The organism is Paenibacillus sp. J31P13, assembly GCF_056269295.1.
Map to the genome: position 1 here is coordinate 310209 of NZ_JBWDNR010000005.1, position 16389 is coordinate 326597.

Here is a 16389-nt window from a genome sequence, read left to right on the forward strand (position 1 = left end):
GGACCCATCGCATGCCCTATACCCTAAGTGTGATGTTGGTCCCGCAAGGACCCATCGCATGCCCTATACCCTAAGTGTGATGTTGGTCCCGCAGGGGCCCATCGCATGCCCTATACCCTAAGTGTAATGTTGGTCCCGCAGGGGCCCATTACATGCACTTATCCCACTTATAGCGGTCCCGCAGGGATAAAGCGATCCTACTGAAAAGTTACACAGGTGCGTCTGTGTAACGTATTCGTTTGTCCAATTGGCAGGTGTCCAGAGGGCGCAGCGCCTCGGGGTCCTCCCTTGGAAGGGAGGATTTAGGTGGGTTCGAAAACGCTCTTTGGGGTTAAAATAGGGTCAATTAAGGTTTTAAGTAAGGTTTGAGAAAAGCAGTAAATCGGGGGTCAAAGGGGTCTCCCCTTAAAATAAGCTATGTTACGGGAGGTTTTAAACAAGATGGCTATTAGAAGAAATAAAATTACAGTTGTAGGCGCTGGTTTCACAGGCGCGACTACTGCATTGATGCTTGCTCAAAAAGAACTTGGCGATATCGTTTTAGTTGACATCGCTCCGCTTGAAAACCCGACAAAAGGTAAAGCTCTTGATATGTTGGAAGCAACTCCAGTTCTTGGCGTTGATGCTAACATCATCGGTACTTCTAACTATGAAGATACTAGAGACTCTGATGTCGTTATTATTACAGCTGGAATTGCTCGCAAGCCAGGCATGAGCCGTGATGACCTTGTTAACACGAATGCGGGAATCGTGAAATCCGTTTGCGAAAACGTAAAAGCGACCAGCCCCAATTCAATCGTTATCATTCTAAGCAACCCGGTTGATGCAATGACCTTTGCAGCTTTCCAAACACTTGGCTTCCCTAAAAACCGTGTAATCGGTCAATCAGGTGTGCTTGATACAGCTCGCTATTGTACATTTATTGCACAAGAGCTTAATGTTTCCGTTGAAGATGTTCGCGGCTTCGTGCTTGGCGGACATGGTGATGATATGGTTCCACTTGTTCGTTACTCCAACGTTGGCGGTATCCCAATTGAGAAGCTGATCCCTACAGAACGTATTGAAGCAATCGTACAACGCGCACGCGTTGGCGGCGGCGAAATCGTTAATCTGCTTGGTAACGGCAGTGCGTACTACGCTCCTGCAGCATCGCTTGTTCAAATGACTGAAGCGATCTTAAAGGACAAAAAACGCATCATTCCAGTTATCGCATTGCTTGAAGGCGAATATGGCTATGACAATCTGTTCATGGGCGTTCCAACCATCATTGGCGGCAACGGTATCGAGAAGGTGCTTGAGCTTGATCTTACAGCTGAAGAAAAAGCAGCGCTTGATAAATCCGCACAATCCGTTCGTAGCGTTATCGAAATTGTAACCGCGGGCTAATACATTTTTTTGAAAAGCATAAGCATTTCATAGAAATGCGTTTGGGAGGACCCTGACAGATTACTGCCAGGGTTCTCTCTGTTTATTTTTATATAAGGAACAATTAGGGGGGATGCATGATGATCGAACAGGCTAGAGAAGCACTGAAACGGGTGTACGGCTATGACTCCTTTCGGAAGGGACAAGAGGACATTATATCGGGCATATTGAATGGACGAGATACACTCGCTATTTTGCCGACAGGCGGCGGTAAATCGATTTGCTATCAGATACCTTCTATGCTGCTGCCGGGAACATCGCTTGTCATCTCGCCGCTTATTTCTCTCATGAAGGACCAAGTGGATGCGCTTCGGCGTGTTGGCGTCTCTGCTGCATATTTGAACAGCTCACTCGGTGCTGCAGAATACCGTGAGGTCATGCGTAACGCTATGGCAGGTGAATATAAGCTGCTTTATGTAGCGCCAGAGAGACTTGATGCGCCCATGTTCCAGTCCTTATCGGAGCAGTTGTCCATCCCTCTTATTGCCATTGATGAAGCGCATTGCGTATCCCAGTGGGGACATGATTTCCGTCCAAGCTATAGACAGCTCGCAGGATGGATTGCACGAATGACAAATCGGCCGCTCGTTGCGGCGTTTACGGCTACTGCTACCAACGAGGTAGCCATAGATATTGCTGAAATGCTTAAGCTGCGTGATCCCAGCGTATTCGTTACAGGTTTTGCAAGACCGAATTTATCACTGTCTGTCGTAACAGGAGCAGATAAGAAGAAGTTTTTAGAGCCCTTCATAGCAGAACGCAAGGAACAGTCGGGCATTATTTATGCAGCAACGCGAAAAGAAGTTGAGAATGTTTATGAAAGATTGATTCGCAGCGGTATCCAAGCAGGAAAATATCATGGCGGGTTAACGGACACTGAACGTGCAGAGACGCAGGAGAAATTTCGTTTTGATGATATCCGTGTCATGGTTGCTACAAATGCGTTCGGAATGGGTATAGACAAGCCCAACGTTCGCTATGTGCTTCACTGGCAAATGACTAGCGACATTGAGTCCTACTATCAGGAAGCTGGTCGTGCTGGTCGCGACGGTGAAGAAAGTGAATGCATTCTCCTGTTCGAGCCAGCAGACATGCAAGTGCAACGTTTCTTGATTGAGCAAGGCACTGGTGATACGGATCGCAAGTCTATTCAACTGTCGAAGCTGCATACAATGATGAATTACAGCCGGACACAACGCTGCTTACAGCAGTTTATCGTCGATTATTTCGGTGAAACCGGCGTAGAGGCTTGCGGCAAATGCAGCAGCTGTCTCGATAAGAGTGAGCCTGTGAATCGCACGGATGAGGCGAAGATGGCGTTATCCTGCGTTGGCCGAATGAAGGGACGCTTCGGTGTGACGATGGTTGCGAAGGTGCTTAAAGGCTCCCGTGACAAGCGGCTGCTTGAATTCGGTCTCGATCGCTTATCCACATATGGTCTTATGCGTCATCTGCCGGAGAAGGAAATAGCAGATTGGCTGTATTGGCTTGTTGCAGAAGGATTCTTAAAGCTCAGTGAGGGCCAATATCCGGTTGTTTCATTGACGGCGAATGCTCTCCCTGTCTTAGAAGGCCGTGAATCCATTATGCAGCGTGTTCGGGCAACGGTTAAGGGAACGACAAACGCAGATGCTGGAGCAGCATCTCCACTATTCGAGGCGCTTAAGGGATGGCGCAAAGAAAAAGCAGCTGCAGAAGGTGTACCGCCATTTATGCTGTTTTTTGATGCGACACTACGGGAGATTGCTAATGTAAAGCCTCAAACGGTAGATCAGCTATTAGGAGTCAAAGGTATAGGCGCAGCTAAGGCAGATAAGTATGGAGCTGGACTGATAGAACTCATAGCTTCCTTTAGTGGACAAGCTGCTTCTGATGGCAGCGGCCGCGAACATACAGTAGTTTCTACTAAACGATCCGCCTCATCGTCTTCTTCAGATGAACAGCCAAGCCACCTGACTACCCTTCAGTATTTTCAAGCAGGAGAAGAACCGGATTGGATTGCGAAGGAAAGAGGAATGAGCAAGGTTACGATAGAGGGACATCTCATTCGCTGTGCAGATGAAGGGCATGAGCTTGATTGGAGCCGAATCATCCCATTAGAGTATGAGCAGCAAATTGCAGAAGTGGTTCACGAGATTGGGATAGAGAAGCTTCGACCGATTAAAGATGCCTTGCCTGAAGAGGTTACTTATTTTGCTATTCATGGGGTCATTTCCAAGTATGGTTTGAAAAGCTAGTCCATCGCAAATTGGAGCATGACTAAGGAAAAAGAGACGGAAACTCTATAAGTGTGAAAATTTCGGGAACAATCCGTAAAAGAAGAACGGAAATGGATGAAAATATTGCAGTATTGGAGCATCATTATTTGAAATAAATCTTGTTTCTGATAAACTATTTGTAATGCGGTTTTTTGGAAACAATGAGTAATATAATATGCTCTATGAAAACAGGAGGAAATCAAAATGTATAACGTAATGGTATTTCTGCATCTATTAGGTGCAATTGGAATGGGGTTCTATGTTGTGCTTCCATTTATGATTGGAAGAGCATCTAAGCTCGCTGGTGTTGGACAAGGCGGTCTTGCGGACGGTCTGTTGTCAGCTAATCGCATTGCGCAGTATTTCCTTGTTTTGCAGCTAATAACTGGCGGTTATTTGATTTCACAAGGTGATTACACAGTAGCATGGATGATAATCGTTGTGTTGTTGTTCCTTGCGATCGCAGCAATCGGCGGTATTATGTCCAAGCCGCTTAAACTAGTTGTTTCTTCAATTAATGAAGGTAAAAGCGCAACTTCGCATATTAGCAAAGCACGCGTAATGAGCCTGATTATCTTTGTTCTTTATATCGTAATTATTTATTTGATGAAATTTCCTATGATTGAATCTTAATTCTAATAACGATACCTATAACTCGGGGGGACTATAACGTGTCTGAATCATCACCGCAAATTGTAACGTTTGGCGAATCAATGGCCTTATTTATGCCGCAGGGTCATAAGTCCATTGAACGCGCTGCGACGCTTGAACAAAGCTTTGGCGGAGCGGAGAGTAATGTCGCGATTGGACTTGCACGTTTAGGCACCTCAGTCGGCTGGTTCGGCGCACTTGGCGACGATCCTTTTGGCAAAATGATAGTGAAGACGCTGCGCGGCGAAGGGGTAGATGTTTCCCGCGCTCAGCTTCATGGGGATGCGCCTACAGGCATGATGTTCCGTGAGCATGTGGCGGGCAGAATGGCCGTTCATTATTTTAGGAAGCATTCAGCAGCTAGCAAAATGGTGCCAGAACAGCTTGATGAGAACTATATTCGCAATGCCAAACTGCTTCATGTAACCGGTATCACGGCTGCTCTTAGCGAGGATTGCCGCAGAACACTGCGCCGCGCCATTGATATTGCAAAGGATGCGGGTGTGCTTATCAGCTTCGATCCGAATCTTCGACTTAAGCTCTGGTCCATTGAAGAAGCAAGAGAAACCTTGCTGCCTCTCGCTGCCGAAGCGGACTATTTTTTGCCGGGCTGGGACGAGCTTAAGCTCCTATATGATACGGATGATTATGAAACCATTATGGGCCATTTAACGAAGCTGAAGGCCGTAAGTATTATTAAAGGCAGAGGCGACACGACAGTCGTGCTTGATAACGGCAAAGAGGACAGCTTGCCATTCTACCCTGCTGAGCAGGTTGTGGACACTGTTGGTGCGGGAGACGGCTTCTGTGCAGGTTTCCTAGCGGGAATTATGAGAGGAATGTCACCAATCGAGGCTGTGCGCTTAGCTAGCATCAATGGCTCGCTTGTCGTACAAATGCGTGGAGATTGGGAAGCATTGCCAGAGCGTGACATTGTTGATCAACGGTTATCTGCAAAAGCGTGGGTGGAGCGTTAATAATGAGTGAAGCATATGGATCTAAGGGACAGCGCCGCCGAGAGGCTGTACTGCAGCTATTAAAGCAGCAGGGACGCATTACAATCTCGGAGATGGTAGAACGGTTCGGATGCTCAGAAGCGACTGCTCGGCGTGATCTAGAGCAGATGGAATCGGAACAGCCCGTTATTCGTACAATTGGCGGAGCAATGTATGACGGCATGGGGACGGTGCGAGAGCTCCCTTTTTCAGAGAAGGAAGGTCTGTCGATTCTGGAGAAGGAGCGGATTGCTGAGCTTGCTGCCTCTTTGATCCAAGAAGGTGATGTCATTGGCTTATCCGGCGGTACGACCAATTTTTTGATTGCAAAGATGTTAAAGTCACGCAAAGGGATTACGGTTGTAACGAATGCAGTAAACATTGCGATGGAGTTAGCAGGCAGTTCGATTCAAGTTGTAGTAACCGGCGGGATTATGCGGCACAATAGCTTTGAGCTTTGCGGTCCGCTTGGCGAAGAGATGGTAGCTCACTTGAATATTGGTAAAATGTTCATTGGTGTAGACGGTATATCTGCAGCTGGCGGCATTACGACTTACTCGGAGCAGGAAGCGCAAATTGCTAAAGCACTTATTAAACGTTCTCAGGCTGCCTATGCAGTGTTCGATCATACGAAAACGAATCGTACCTCGCTATTTTCCACTGCAGCCTTGTCTGAGCTGCGCGGTGTGATAACAGATGCTCCGCTCCCGGAGGATCTGTCAGCATTAGTAGAGGAGCTCGGCATATCTGTGCATGTAACGGATTAAAGGGTTATAAGAAAAGACGGTATCTCCAGCAATGGGAGATACCGTCTTTTGTATTTCAATTAGTTTAGGCTAGCCTCGTATACGGACCGTCCTTGTACCCAAGTTTGTTGAACGTTTAGCTTCGAATCCACCAAGACAAGATCCGCTTGCTTGTCTAATGCGATGGAGCCTGTACGATCACTAATACCAAATTGTTTGGCTGCATTCGCACTTGCCATACGACTAACTTCAGAGATGGACAGCTTCGTATGCTCTAATATAAATCGAACTGCTCCAATCATTGTCAAACAGCTTCCAGCTAGCGCGTTACCTTCTTTCAAGGTAGCAACGCCATCCTTCATGTTGACGGCGAGGCCTCCAAGACTGTATTCACCGTTTGGCATACCAGCAGCAGCCATTGCATCTGTAATAAGAATAACATGGTCTGTACCTTTTGCTGCAAGCAATAAACGGATAGCCGCCGGGTGGACATGTATGCCGTCAGCGATAATCTCGGCTTTTATGCGCTCATCTGTAAGGACAGCTCCCAGCGTTCCGGGCTCACGATGATGCAAACCGCGCATGGCGTTATACGTGTGAACAGCTTGCGACAATCCTGCGTCAGCAGCGGCAATAATCTCGTCGTAGACTGCATCAGTATGGCCGGCCGCCGTTATAATGCCTTGCTCAGCGAGCCAGGCGATTGTATCAAGCGAACCGTCCTTCTCAGGCGCAAGAGTCAGCTGACGGATGAGCCCTGGCCATTTGGTTGTCCATTCCTTCATCCATTCCAGTTGAGGATCTTTAATATAAATAGGGTTTTGCGCACCAGGCCATTTCTCGCTTATGAAGGGACCCTCGAGATGAACGCCGTATAATGACGTATAAGGCATATCTGTTTTTTGATAATCCGCTACAGCTTGCAAGACGGCCTCAATAGCTTCCTTGGAAGCGGTCATTGTTGTAGCCATCATGCCAGTTGTTCCGTGCGCTGCATGATATTTTGTTATCGTATTAAAGCTTCCTTCATTGGCATCCATAAAGTCAGCACTGAAGCCGCCATGCACATGAACATCGATAAACCCTGGAAGCAGCCAGCCGCCTCCACCGTCAACTGATGTGAACGATGCTGTGTCAATAGCTACTCCCTCGTTTTTTTTCGAAATAATCGCTTTAATTTTTCCTTCTTCAACAATAACACTTCCTGTAACTACTCCATCTTCCAGTACGATGTTCACATTGTGAATGAGCCAGTTAGCAGAGCTTAGAGTCATTTAACCCAACATCCTTCCGGCTTCGCGATCTAGCAAAACAATGACGCGAGCATGTGTTTGCAGCAACGAGGCTGGTACGTTCGTTGTAATAGGACCAGTCAGCGCTTCTTTTACTATTTCCGCTTTGTCCGCACCGCGAACCGCCAATACAATCGTGTTAGCTTTCAAAATAGAACCTACGCCCATCGTTATCGCATGCTGGGGAACGTCATCAAGTGAAGCGAAGAAACGGGCATTTGCTTCCAATGTTTCGTCTTTTAGCTTCACAGAATGCGTACCGCCAGAGAGGTTGATATCGGGCTCGTTAAAGCCAATATGTCCATTATGGCCAAGACCAAGAAGCTGAACATCAACCGGCTGAGCTTCTAGCATGGCATCATAGCGAGTACATTCCGCTTCAATGTTTTCCGCCATCCCGTTTGGCAAATGTGTTCTCTCAGCAGGAATATCGATGTGTGAAAATAAATGCTTGTTCATATAGTAGGCATAGCTTTGATCATTTTCTGGTTTCAGTCCGACATATTCGTCAAGATTGAAAGTTGTGACCTCGCTAAAACTAACCTTATTCTCATTGTATGACTCTACTATTTTGTCATAAATTCCGATAGGTGTCGAACCTGTTGCTAGCCCTAGAACGGCGTTTGGCTTCTTTTTTACCGTGTTTATAAATAAATCTGCCGCATAAGCATCTAATTCTTTTTGTGTATCAAAAATGATGATTTCCATTGATATTGCCTCCCTTGATAGTATGTTTCGCTATCTTTAGTTTAAATGAATTCCGACGGATTAACAATATAAAATGATTGTAAAATTCAAATAAATGATCAAAAAAATCATTTAGAATTGGACAACTTATTGCCCATTCATTAATAAGATAAAGATTATGGGCTTTTGAGTAGGTCACTTTCTTTTCGTTTACAGGATCTAACCGTAAATGTATAATGTATGTATAATATTTGTACAACGAGAGGTGAAGATTTGGACGGTAGAAAAAGTGTAATCATTATCGGAGCTGGACCAGGCGGGTTAGCTGCAGCGATGCTCTTATGCGCACAAGGATATCGTGTTACGGTTTTAGAGAAACAATCCTTCGTTGGCGGAAGAACATCTGCCTTGAGACTTGGGGATTATACCTTTGATCGCGGACCTACCTTTCTTATGATGCCTCATTTGCTGGAAGATCTATTTCAATCGGCAAGTCGAAATATGCATGATTATTTGAAGCTCGTTGAGATAAATCCTTTATACCGATTGCAGTTTGGAGATGTAAGACTGGAGCCGTCAAGAGATAGGGAAGAGACAGCAGCGAAAATTGATGCTGTTTTTCCAGGCGAATCGGAGGGCTACCGTGATTTTATGCGGGAGGAAGGCGACAAGTTTGATCGAGTCATGCCTCTATTGCAAAGACCGTTTGCCAAGCTGAGCGATTATATTCGCAAGGACACGATAAGGGCGCTGCCAAAGCTGCATTTACATGAGAATGTATATGGACGCCTTTCACGTTATTTTAAAGATGAAAGACTTCGGTATTCATTCGCTTTTCAATCGAAGTATTTGGGAATGTCGCCTTGGGATTGTCCGGGAACGTTTACCATTCTTTCTTACATAGAGCATGCTTACGGTTTATGGCATCCCATTGGCGGCGTAAACCGAGTTTGCGGAGCAATGGCCGAGGTGGTTAAAGAATACGGCGGAGATCTTCGAATGCAGACCGGGGTTAAACAGGTGCTTACGGATGGACGCAAGGCAAGGGGTGTTTTACTAGAAAATGGAGAAACACTTGCAGGAGATCACGTTATTATTAATGCGGATTTTGGGACAGCGATCACGAAGCTATTTCAGCCTCAGCAGTTGAAGAAGTGGAAGCCGGAACGACTAGAGAAGCTGAAGTGGTCCATATCAACCTATATGCTCTACCTTGGCGTTAATCGCGAGATTGATATGCCTCATCATACTGTTTTGTTCGCGGATGATTATAGTCTTAATCTTAAAGAAATGGTACAGGGAAAGTTAAGTGGAGATGCATCTATATATGTTCATAATCCAAGTGTATTGGATCCTACATTAGCTCCAAAAGGCAAGTCAGCACTTTATATACTTGTCCCTGTACCTAACATGGATGGCGAGACGGACTGGTCCTCAGCGGAGGTCTTGGCAACCATAAGAGCAGGAGTGCTTTCTCGTTTGGAGCGCGAGCCGGAGCTCGAGGGATTATCGCAATGGATTGAAGAAGAACAGGTTATTTCACCGCTGGATTGGAAAGATTCAATGTTTGTTTATAAGGGTGCTGCCTTTAATATGGCCCATTCTATTGATCAGATGATGATGCTTCGTCCCCATAATAAATTCGAGGATGCTGAGAATTGTTATCTGGTAGGCGGTGGAACACATCCGGGAAGCGGATTGCCTACGATTTTTGAATCAGCGCGTATTAGTGTAAATCTTCTGCTCAATAGTGATGGTCGCTCCATACCGATTAAGAAACTGCTTACTGCAACGAAACGAAAGGGGGTAATGACATGACAGTAGCCATTATTGGCGGCGGTGTTGGCGGAATGATAAGCGCTTTATTGCTAGCAAGAGCAGGTAAGCAGGTTACCTTGTATGAGCGGAAGGAGCAGCTTGGAGGGAGGCTAGCATTCGAGAAAAGCGGTAGCTATCAAATTGACAGAGGCCCGACTATCGTTTTGCTGCCAGAGATGCTGCGTTCCATTGCGCGGGAAGCAGGCATTGCTGATGATGAATACGAATTGCTGCGCTGTGATCCGATGTATCGTTTTCATTATCCAGACGGCCGAATGCTCACAAAATGGAGTGATACGGATCGGATGACCAAAGAGCTCGATACGATATCTGCTTCCGACAGTCTGGAGTTTAGGCGCTATATGCGTGATATGGAGCCCGTGTTTCAAGAGGGGAAAAGCGCTTTTCTGGAGAGGCCTTTTTTGCAGCTTCGTTCCTTTTTCTCATGGGAGAATATGAAGCTGCTTGCAAAGCTTCGCGTTTATTTAAATGTAAGGCAGGTCGCTGAAAGTTATTTTGGAGATAAGCATGTGATCGATGCCTTCTCACTTCAATCACTCTATATTGGTGGATTACCATCTGGCTCACCGTCCTTATATACGTTTATCCCTTATGCGGAGCATGCCTTCGGGATTTGGTATTTAAGAGGCGGGTATGCAAGCTTTGTAGATGTGCTGGAGCGGGCACTTTATCGTGAAAATGTGAGCGTATATAAGGGGGAAGAGGGAGCAGTTAGACAGATCGTGACGTCAAATGAAGCAGTAACGGGACTGCAGCTTGAAAATGGTACGATACATAATTGCAATACGGTTATTTATAACGGTGATTTTCCTTTTCTATCATCCATGCTGCAGGGTGTAAGAGAGCCTATCAAAAAACGTGAATTCACTCCCTCTTCAGGCTGTATCCTAATATATGTCGGTCTCAACAAAAGATGGGAGACGGGGGAGAAGCGTACGACGCATCAGTTTATGATGCCGGATTCTTTCATGGATAGCTTGCGAATGATAGCAGCTAAGCGAAGGTTTCCGGACGAGGATGAACCATTGCCTGCCTATTATATATTTAATCCTTGTGAAATCGATGAAGCAGCAGCGCCTCCTGGAGAAACCGTGCTGTACATGCTTATTCCAACACCGATCCCCGTTGAGCCGCATTCCTCCTATGATTGGGAAAAAGTAAGCAGCGAATTAGCGGATCGTGTGCTAGCTGATGCCGATGAACGTTTATTCCCAGGTCTAATGGATGCAATCATTTGGAAAAAAATAAGAACACCGCAGGACGGAGCAAATGAAGGCTGGTTCATGGGCGGCAGCTTCGGCATTGCGCCAACATGGTCTCAGTCAGGTGCTTTCCGTCCGCAATTTTCACCTTATAAAATTGAAGGCTTATATAGTGTAGGGGCGTCTATTCATCCTGGCGGCGGTGTGCCGATTGTGATGCAGGGTGCAAAAATGCTAGTCAATCATTTGGTAGAGGAGTGGGGGACTTGGAAAGCGGTTTAAAGGGAACGCTCAAAGCTTGCGAGAACATGATTCGTGATGGTTCCACTACTTTTTATAAAGCCTTTGGTTTTTTGCAAAGTCCACGCAGGGAAGCGGTATATGTAATCTATGCCTTTTGCCGCATGATCGACGATGCTGTTGATGAGCCTCATCGCTCACCATACACTTTGGATGAGCTGGAGGAGCACTTCACACAGCTGGAGTCGGCAGAAGGACATTTTATATGGCCGGCACTGCGCTGGCTGTTTGGTTTATTTCCGCTCCCAAAGGAGCCTTTTCTTCGGCAAATGGAGGGGCAGCGCCTAGATTATCATTTGATGCATTATGATTCTATGGAGCAGCTGGAGGCTTATAGCTATTTAGTCGCGGGAACTGTGGGAGAAATGCTTCTGCCTGTTCTTCATGACGCACCGGATGAGCAGGCAACGGAATCAGGCATTTGGATTGGCAAGGCGATGCAAATCGTCAATATTGTTCGTGATGTAGGCGAGGACCAAATCAAAGGGAGAAGATATATTCCGAGGGAGCTGCTGGAGAGGCATTCGTATTCCATTTCGATGTGGGAGAATGGGGAAATAAACGACCAGTGGAGAAATGTGATAAGGGAGCTCACGGAGCTTGCGCATAAATGGTTTGCAAGAGGACTGAATCATGTGAATCAATATCCTCCCATGAGCGGCTTCTGCGTAGAGCTTTCCGCTCGCATGTATGGAGCGATACTGGATGAAGTGGCCGCGCATGACTATGACGTATATAGTCGAAGAGCTATCGTCTCCCCCTTATCCAAAATATCGATTATCAATCAACTGATGCTTCGATACGGGATAAGCACGCTGACAAGCAAGCCCAAAAAGAAAAGCGCCGTTTCATGAAAATTATCCGATATGTTTTTTGGTGCTGGATGGCTATTGGCTTGCTGCTTATGCTTTTCTACATGGTGCCAGAGCCGCTTGGCTTCAGCAATGGACTTTTTCTCGTGTTTTTTGCGCTTTACGCTTACTCATTAGAACAACAAACCAATGGCGGCTTTCAGTACAGCCTTATGCTGCGGGCAATCTTTATTGGCATATTTACTTTTTTACTTGAATGGGTGGGAACAGAGACAGGGTGGCCTTTTGGACATTATGCTTATAGTGAGACGCTGCGGTTTTGGAATGGCGGTGTTCCAGCTGCCATTGGTTTCGCTTGGATCGGGGTCATGTCGAGCGCCATATTGCTGTCTACAAATAAGAGTTATTTTACGAGAGCAATACAGGTTGGGCTTTACGCGGTTGCCTTCGATTTGGTATTAGATCCAGTCGCCTTTGCGCAGGAGTTTTGGATTTGGAATGATGAAGCAGCTTTCGGAGCTTACTACGGCGTGCCGCTGCAAAACTTTGTTGGTTGGTTCATTACAGCAGCTCTTCTCTCCTTTCTATATCCGCTAAAGGAAAAATCCAATGTAGGAGAAGGTTTCTTTTATAAGGAAGGGGTAAGACTGTATCAAGGCATGTATGCGATGTTTGGATTGTTGGCTTGCAAGAGCGGACTTTGGGGTCCATTCCTGATGGCTCTAATCGTCATTATTGCCCTCGAGGGAGGCTTGCACTACTATGATCGAGGCAAACAAGAGCAGATCGTTTGATCGGCTTTTTGGAAAATACAATGAAGCTTATCTGCTTCATAAACATTTTCATTTTGTAGGTTTTGGGGGCGAATTGGACCCCTATCCCGATCGCAGCATCCTGTATGTGATGAATCACAGCTCGTGGTGGGATGGTCTAGTTGCATACCAAGCTTTTCGCACCCGCTCAGCAGGTGATCATTATGTCATGATGGATGAAGCGCAAATGGAGCACTATCGTTTTTTTCGCAAGCTGGGTGCATTCTCCATTAATAAAAATACGCCGCAAAGTATGGTTTCTTCTCTTCGATATACCATATCGCTGCTAAATGCCGGCAAGCGGGTTTGGATTTTTCCTCAGGGAGACATTCATCACTTAGAGGAGCGTCCGCTCCTATTGAAGGATGGAGCAGCGCATGTGCTGAAGCAATGTCCAGGTACAGTTGTCATTCCCGTAACGGCTTATTATTCGTTATTCCACCATCAGAAGGCGGAAGTGACGCTGCTCGCAGGCTCACCGATTACCGCTACATGGAATGAATTTCCTAAGCATGCGATCACCAGTCGTTTGCAAGCTGTATTGGAGCGCCAATTGGATGAGCATCGTTCCCAAAGTATCAGTGGAGAGATTTATTCCAGTGATCATTTTGAGGTGCTTGTCAAAGGCGGTCATTCAACGAGTGAAGCTTTTACCGCTTTTAAGAGGAGGCTGCGTGAATGGAAATTCTTCTTTGGGCGGTAGCACTCATACTTCTTATACAGATGCTGTTTGCAGCATGGAATGTACGTCAACTTCCTACTTTTGAAAAGCTCTATTATGATTCTGTATATCAAGGGAACCAAGGTGTTTTTGAGAATAAGACTGCCGTGCAGCTCTCTATATTAATTCCTGCACGCAATGAAGAGCGAAATATTGCTAGCTGCTTGCATGCCATTCAGACATGCCTAAAGGATGAGCATGCTGTAGAAATTATAATTCTTGATGATCGTTCCCAGGATGATACTTCATCTATAGTGAAGAGATTTGTTATGCAAGACAAGCGTTTTCGATTAATCGCTGGCTCTGAGCCGCCAAGCGGATGGATAGGGAAGGCTTATGCTTGTCATCAGCTTTCTGCTGAAGCACAAGGAGCTTGGTTCTTATTCGTTGATGCAGATGCTACCATGCGGGCAGGAGCTATTGATGTTGTTCTCCAAGCGATATCTGCTCAGGGCAAAGGACTTCTTACTGGCTTTCCCTTTCAGAGAACAGGCAGCTGGCTGGAGAAGCTGGTTGTTCCGATGATGGGCTTTACGATTGCTTGTCATCTGCCTATCAGGCTGGTTTCAACTTCTTCAGATCCTCGGTTTTCGGCAGCACATGGCGCATGGATTATGATCAGTCGTGAAACGTATCATGCCGCTGGCGGTCATGCCGCTCATTTTGATCATTTGGTTGATGATGTTGCGCTCATGCGTGCAGTCAAGGTGATTGGTCATCCTGTCGTATTGGCTGATGTTCGCAGACAGGTTTCTATGCGTATGTACGGGAATGCTTATGAAGTATGGAATGGCTACAAAAAGAATATTTTTTCAGGCGTTGGACGAAGCGGGCTCCTCCTCTTTGTCGTCTTATTCACTTATGGGTTACTGTATGTGCTGCCTATTGCGGCACTAGTTTCAGCTATATGGATGCCTTCTTTACTCATACCTGCACTTATAGGCTATTTGTTTGGAGCAGCGGTTAAGGCGATATCTGATCGAGCAGGCGGACAGCCGGCTTGGCTGGCATTTCTCATTCCATTCAGTATTAGCGCAGTCATTGCAATTGGGATTGCCTCCTGGCTATCAGCAAAATCCGGAAAGGGCTATGTCTGGAAAGGGAGGTCGTATGAGTGATGAAAATCGGAAATAAATCGGTCATCATTATTGGAGCAGGGCTTGGAGGTTTGTCAGCAGCTATTACACTAGCTCATGCTGGTTTTAAGGTTCGTGTAGTGGAGCAGCAGGGAACTGTTGGAGGAAAGCTGCAGCGAGTAACAGCAGAAGGCTATCGCTTTGATCGCGGGCCCAGTACGATTACGCTGCCGCACTTATTCGAAAATGTGTTCACAGCGGCGGGCAGACGCATGGAGGACTATGTGGGGATAGAACGTCTGCAGCAGGCAACACGCAATGTATTTGCGGATGGGACAATTGTTGATTTAACGGATTCCCCCGCCGATACTGCTGCTCAAATAGCATGCTATAGCGCGGAAGATGCTGCTGCATATCGCGCATTCTGTGAGGAATCTGAGAAGCTGTATCGGCTTGCTAATGAACATTTTCTGGGAAGACTATTAGGTTTGAAGGAGAAGCTTAATCCTAAGCTTGCTCTTGCCTTTCTTCAGGTAAAGCCGCTAACGACACTTCATCAGCTGCTTCGGCGATATTTTCGCCATCCCCATACTTTAGCCATGCTAGGCAGGTATGCAACCTATGTAGGTGCATCTCCTTATGCTTCTCCTGCTATATTTGCCATGCTTGCTCATGTAGAGAGTAGTCTTGGCATATATAGTGTACGCGGTGGCACCTATGCAATCGCTGAAGCCTTTGCAAAACTCGCCAAGGAATTGGGCGTTATAATCGAGACCAATGTCTGTGTGAATCAGATTCATATAAAAAATGGTGTGGCTCGCGGCGTCGATACTAGTCTTGGTTATTTCGAAGCGGATGTGGTTCTTGCTAATGGCGACGCTTTAACCATTTATCAGAAATTGATTGAGCCCCAGCATCGTCCCTCTTTTTCGAATGCAAAAATTAAACGCTATGAGCCGTCGCTCTCGGGCTTCGTTCAGCTTATTGGCATTCGTCGTACCTACGAGCAGCTGCTTCACCATACTGTCTATTATCCAGAGCGATATGAAGATGAGTTCAAGGACATTTTCACAGCGTTAAGGCCGCCAAAGGATCCAACCATTTATGTTTGCAACACCGCTGTTTCTGATAGAGACGCTGCACCTGAGGACGCAAGCAGCTTGTTTGTGCTTGTAAATGCGCCTTATGTCTCAAATACATGGAGCTGGGAGCATGAAACTGAAAAATATGCTATGCTAGTACGTAGCCGTTTAGCAGCACATGGCATAGAAGGCTTAGAGCATGGGGACATCATGCTCACTTATACGCCGGAGCAGCTTGAACGAGATACGTCCGCTTATAGAGGCTCGATTTACGGCATTTCATCGAATGGAGCGCGGCAAACTTTTTTTAGGCCGGGCAATCGCGCCAAAGACATAAAAGGGTTATGGTTTACAGGCGGCACGACACATCCAGGAGGCGGAACGCCGATCGTAACGCTTTGCGGTCAGCTTGTTGCTGAGAAGCTTATTAAACAATATCAGAATTGAAAAGATAGAGAAGTAGATTCAAGCTAAATAGCTTTAAACGGCAT

14 protein-coding genes are annotated in these 16389 nt (G+C 46.3%); 12 read left to right on the forward strand and 2 right to left on the reverse strand.

Going from position 1 to position 16389, the window contains the following annotated elements:
• Positions 1 to 441 precede the first annotated feature (441 nt).
• The 5 genes from mdh (at position 442) to AC0YOD_RS18730 (ending at position 6096) form a co-directional block, all read left to right on the forward strand.
• The gene (gene mdh / locus AC0YOD_RS18710) at positions 442 to 1386 is read left to right on the forward strand and encodes a malate dehydrogenase (RefSeq protein WP_475800843.1); all 945 of its coding nucleotides are present in this window, start codon (positions 442 to 444) and stop codon (positions 1384 to 1386) included.
• Positions 1387 to 1505: 119 nt separating this feature from the next.
• Entirely contained in the window at positions 1506 to 3662 is a 2157-nt protein-coding gene (gene recQ, locus AC0YOD_RS18715; protein WP_475800844.1) for a DNA helicase RecQ, read from the forward strand.
• 225 nt (positions 3663 to 3887) lie between these two features.
• Entirely contained in the window at positions 3888 to 4316 is a 429-nt protein-coding gene (locus AC0YOD_RS18720; RefSeq protein WP_475800845.1) for a hypothetical protein, read from the forward strand.
• Between the two features lie 38 nt (positions 4317 to 4354).
• Positions 4355 to 5311, forward strand: coding sequence for a sugar kinase (locus AC0YOD_RS18725; RefSeq protein WP_475800846.1), 957 nt, complete (start codon positions 4355 to 4357; stop codon positions 5309 to 5311).
• Between the two features lie 2 nt (positions 5312 to 5313).
• Positions 5314 to 6096 carry a DeoR/GlpR family DNA-binding transcription regulator gene (locus AC0YOD_RS18730; RefSeq protein WP_475800847.1) on the forward strand — a complete coding sequence of 261 codons (783 nt, stop codon included), beginning with the start codon at positions 5314 to 5316 and terminating at the stop codon, positions 6094 to 6096.
• 59 nt (positions 6097 to 6155) lie between these two features.
• Here AC0YOD_RS18730 and nagA read toward each other — a convergent pair whose 3' ends face one another.
• Positions 6156 to 7349 carry an N-acetylglucosamine-6-phosphate deacetylase gene (nagA, locus tag AC0YOD_RS18735; protein ID WP_475800848.1) on the reverse strand — a complete coding sequence of 398 codons (1194 nt, stop codon included), beginning with the start codon at positions 7347 to 7349 and terminating at the stop codon, positions 6156 to 6158.
• Positions 7350 to 8075: a glucosamine-6-phosphate deaminase gene (gene nagB, locus AC0YOD_RS18740; protein WP_475800849.1), complete on the reverse strand. Its 726-nt coding sequence runs from the start codon at positions 8073 to 8075 to the stop codon at positions 7350 to 7352. It abuts the gene before it with no gap.
• Positions 8076 to 8327: 252 nt separating this feature from the next.
• Here nagB and AC0YOD_RS18745 point away from each other — a divergent pair, with 252 nt between their 5' ends.
• From AC0YOD_RS18745 to AC0YOD_RS18775, 7 genes are read left to right on the forward strand one after another with little or no spacing between them, the layout of a single operon-like run.
• Positions 8328 to 9872 (forward strand): phytoene desaturase family protein, encoded by a 1545-nt coding sequence (locus AC0YOD_RS18745; protein WP_475800850.1) that lies wholly within the window; start codon positions 8328 to 8330, stop codon positions 9870 to 9872.
• Positions 9869 to 11377 (forward strand): phytoene desaturase family protein, encoded by a 1509-nt coding sequence (locus AC0YOD_RS18750; protein ID WP_475800851.1) that lies wholly within the window; start codon positions 9869 to 9871, stop codon positions 11375 to 11377. Before AC0YOD_RS18745 ends, AC0YOD_RS18750 begins: the two co-directional genes overlap by 4 nt.
• Positions 11362 to 12249, forward strand: a complete 888-nt coding sequence (locus tag AC0YOD_RS18755) for a phytoene/squalene synthase family protein (RefSeq protein WP_475800852.1) — start codon at positions 11362 to 11364, stop codon at positions 12247 to 12249. The genes AC0YOD_RS18750 and AC0YOD_RS18755 overlap by 16 nt, the downstream gene beginning before the upstream one ends.
• Positions 12246 to 13001 (forward strand): carotenoid biosynthesis protein, encoded by a 756-nt coding sequence (locus AC0YOD_RS18760; RefSeq protein WP_475800853.1) that lies wholly within the window; start codon positions 12246 to 12248, stop codon positions 12999 to 13001. The genes AC0YOD_RS18755 and AC0YOD_RS18760 overlap by 4 nt, the downstream gene beginning before the upstream one ends.
• Positions 12970 to 13722: a lysophospholipid acyltransferase family protein gene (locus AC0YOD_RS18765; RefSeq protein ID WP_475800854.1), complete on the forward strand. Its 753-nt coding sequence runs from the start codon at positions 12970 to 12972 to the stop codon at positions 13720 to 13722. The genes AC0YOD_RS18760 and AC0YOD_RS18765 overlap by 32 nt, the downstream gene beginning before the upstream one ends.
• On the forward strand, positions 13698 to 14858 hold the full coding sequence (locus AC0YOD_RS18770) for a glycosyltransferase family 2 protein (RefSeq protein WP_475800855.1): 1161 nt from the start codon (positions 13698 to 13700) through the stop codon (positions 14856 to 14858). Before AC0YOD_RS18765 ends, AC0YOD_RS18770 begins: the two co-directional genes overlap by 25 nt.
• Positions 14858 to 16345, forward strand: coding sequence for a phytoene desaturase family protein (locus AC0YOD_RS18775; RefSeq protein WP_475801030.1), 1488 nt, complete (start codon positions 14858 to 14860; stop codon positions 16343 to 16345). Before AC0YOD_RS18770 ends, AC0YOD_RS18775 begins: the two co-directional genes overlap by 1 nt.
• The last annotated feature ends 44 nt before the right edge of the window (positions 16346 to 16389 follow it).

Excerpts from the sequence above, each read along its gene's own strand:
- AC0YOD_RS18765 (WP_475800854.1), top strand. The coding sequence starts at position 12,970 with ATGATCGAGGCAAACAAGAGCAGATCGTTTGATCGGCTTTTTGGAAAA.
- recQ (WP_475800844.1), top strand. The coding sequence starts at position 1,506 with ATGATCGAACAGGCTAGAGAAGCACTGAAACGGGTGTACGGCTATGAC.
- nagB (WP_475800849.1), bottom strand. The coding sequence starts at position 8,075 with ATGGAAATCATCATTTTTGATACACAAAAAGAATTAGATGCTTATGCG.
- AC0YOD_RS18770 (WP_475800855.1), top strand. The coding sequence starts at position 13,698 with ATGGAAATTCTTCTTTGGGCGGTAGCACTCATACTTCTTATACAGATG.
- mdh (WP_475800843.1), top strand. The coding sequence starts at position 442 with ATGGCTATTAGAAGAAATAAAATTACAGTTGTAGGCGCTGGTTTCACA.
- AC0YOD_RS18750 (WP_475800851.1), top strand. The coding sequence starts at position 9,869 with ATGACAGTAGCCATTATTGGCGGCGGTGTTGGCGGAATGATAAGCGCT.
- AC0YOD_RS18775 (WP_475801030.1), top strand. The coding sequence starts at position 14,858 with ATGAAAATCGGAAATAAATCGGTCATCATTATTGGAGCAGGGCTTGGA.
- nagA (WP_475800848.1), bottom strand. The coding sequence starts at position 7,349 with ATGACTCTAAGCTCTGCTAACTGGCTCATTCACAATGTGAACATCGTA.
- AC0YOD_RS18760 (WP_475800853.1), top strand. The coding sequence starts at position 12,246 with ATGAAAATTATCCGATATGTTTTTTGGTGCTGGATGGCTATTGGCTTG.
- AC0YOD_RS18730 (WP_475800847.1), top strand. The coding sequence starts at position 5,314 with ATGAGTGAAGCATATGGATCTAAGGGACAGCGCCGCCGAGAGGCTGTA.
- AC0YOD_RS18720 (WP_475800845.1), top strand. The coding sequence starts at position 3,888 with ATGTATAACGTAATGGTATTTCTGCATCTATTAGGTGCAATTGGAATG.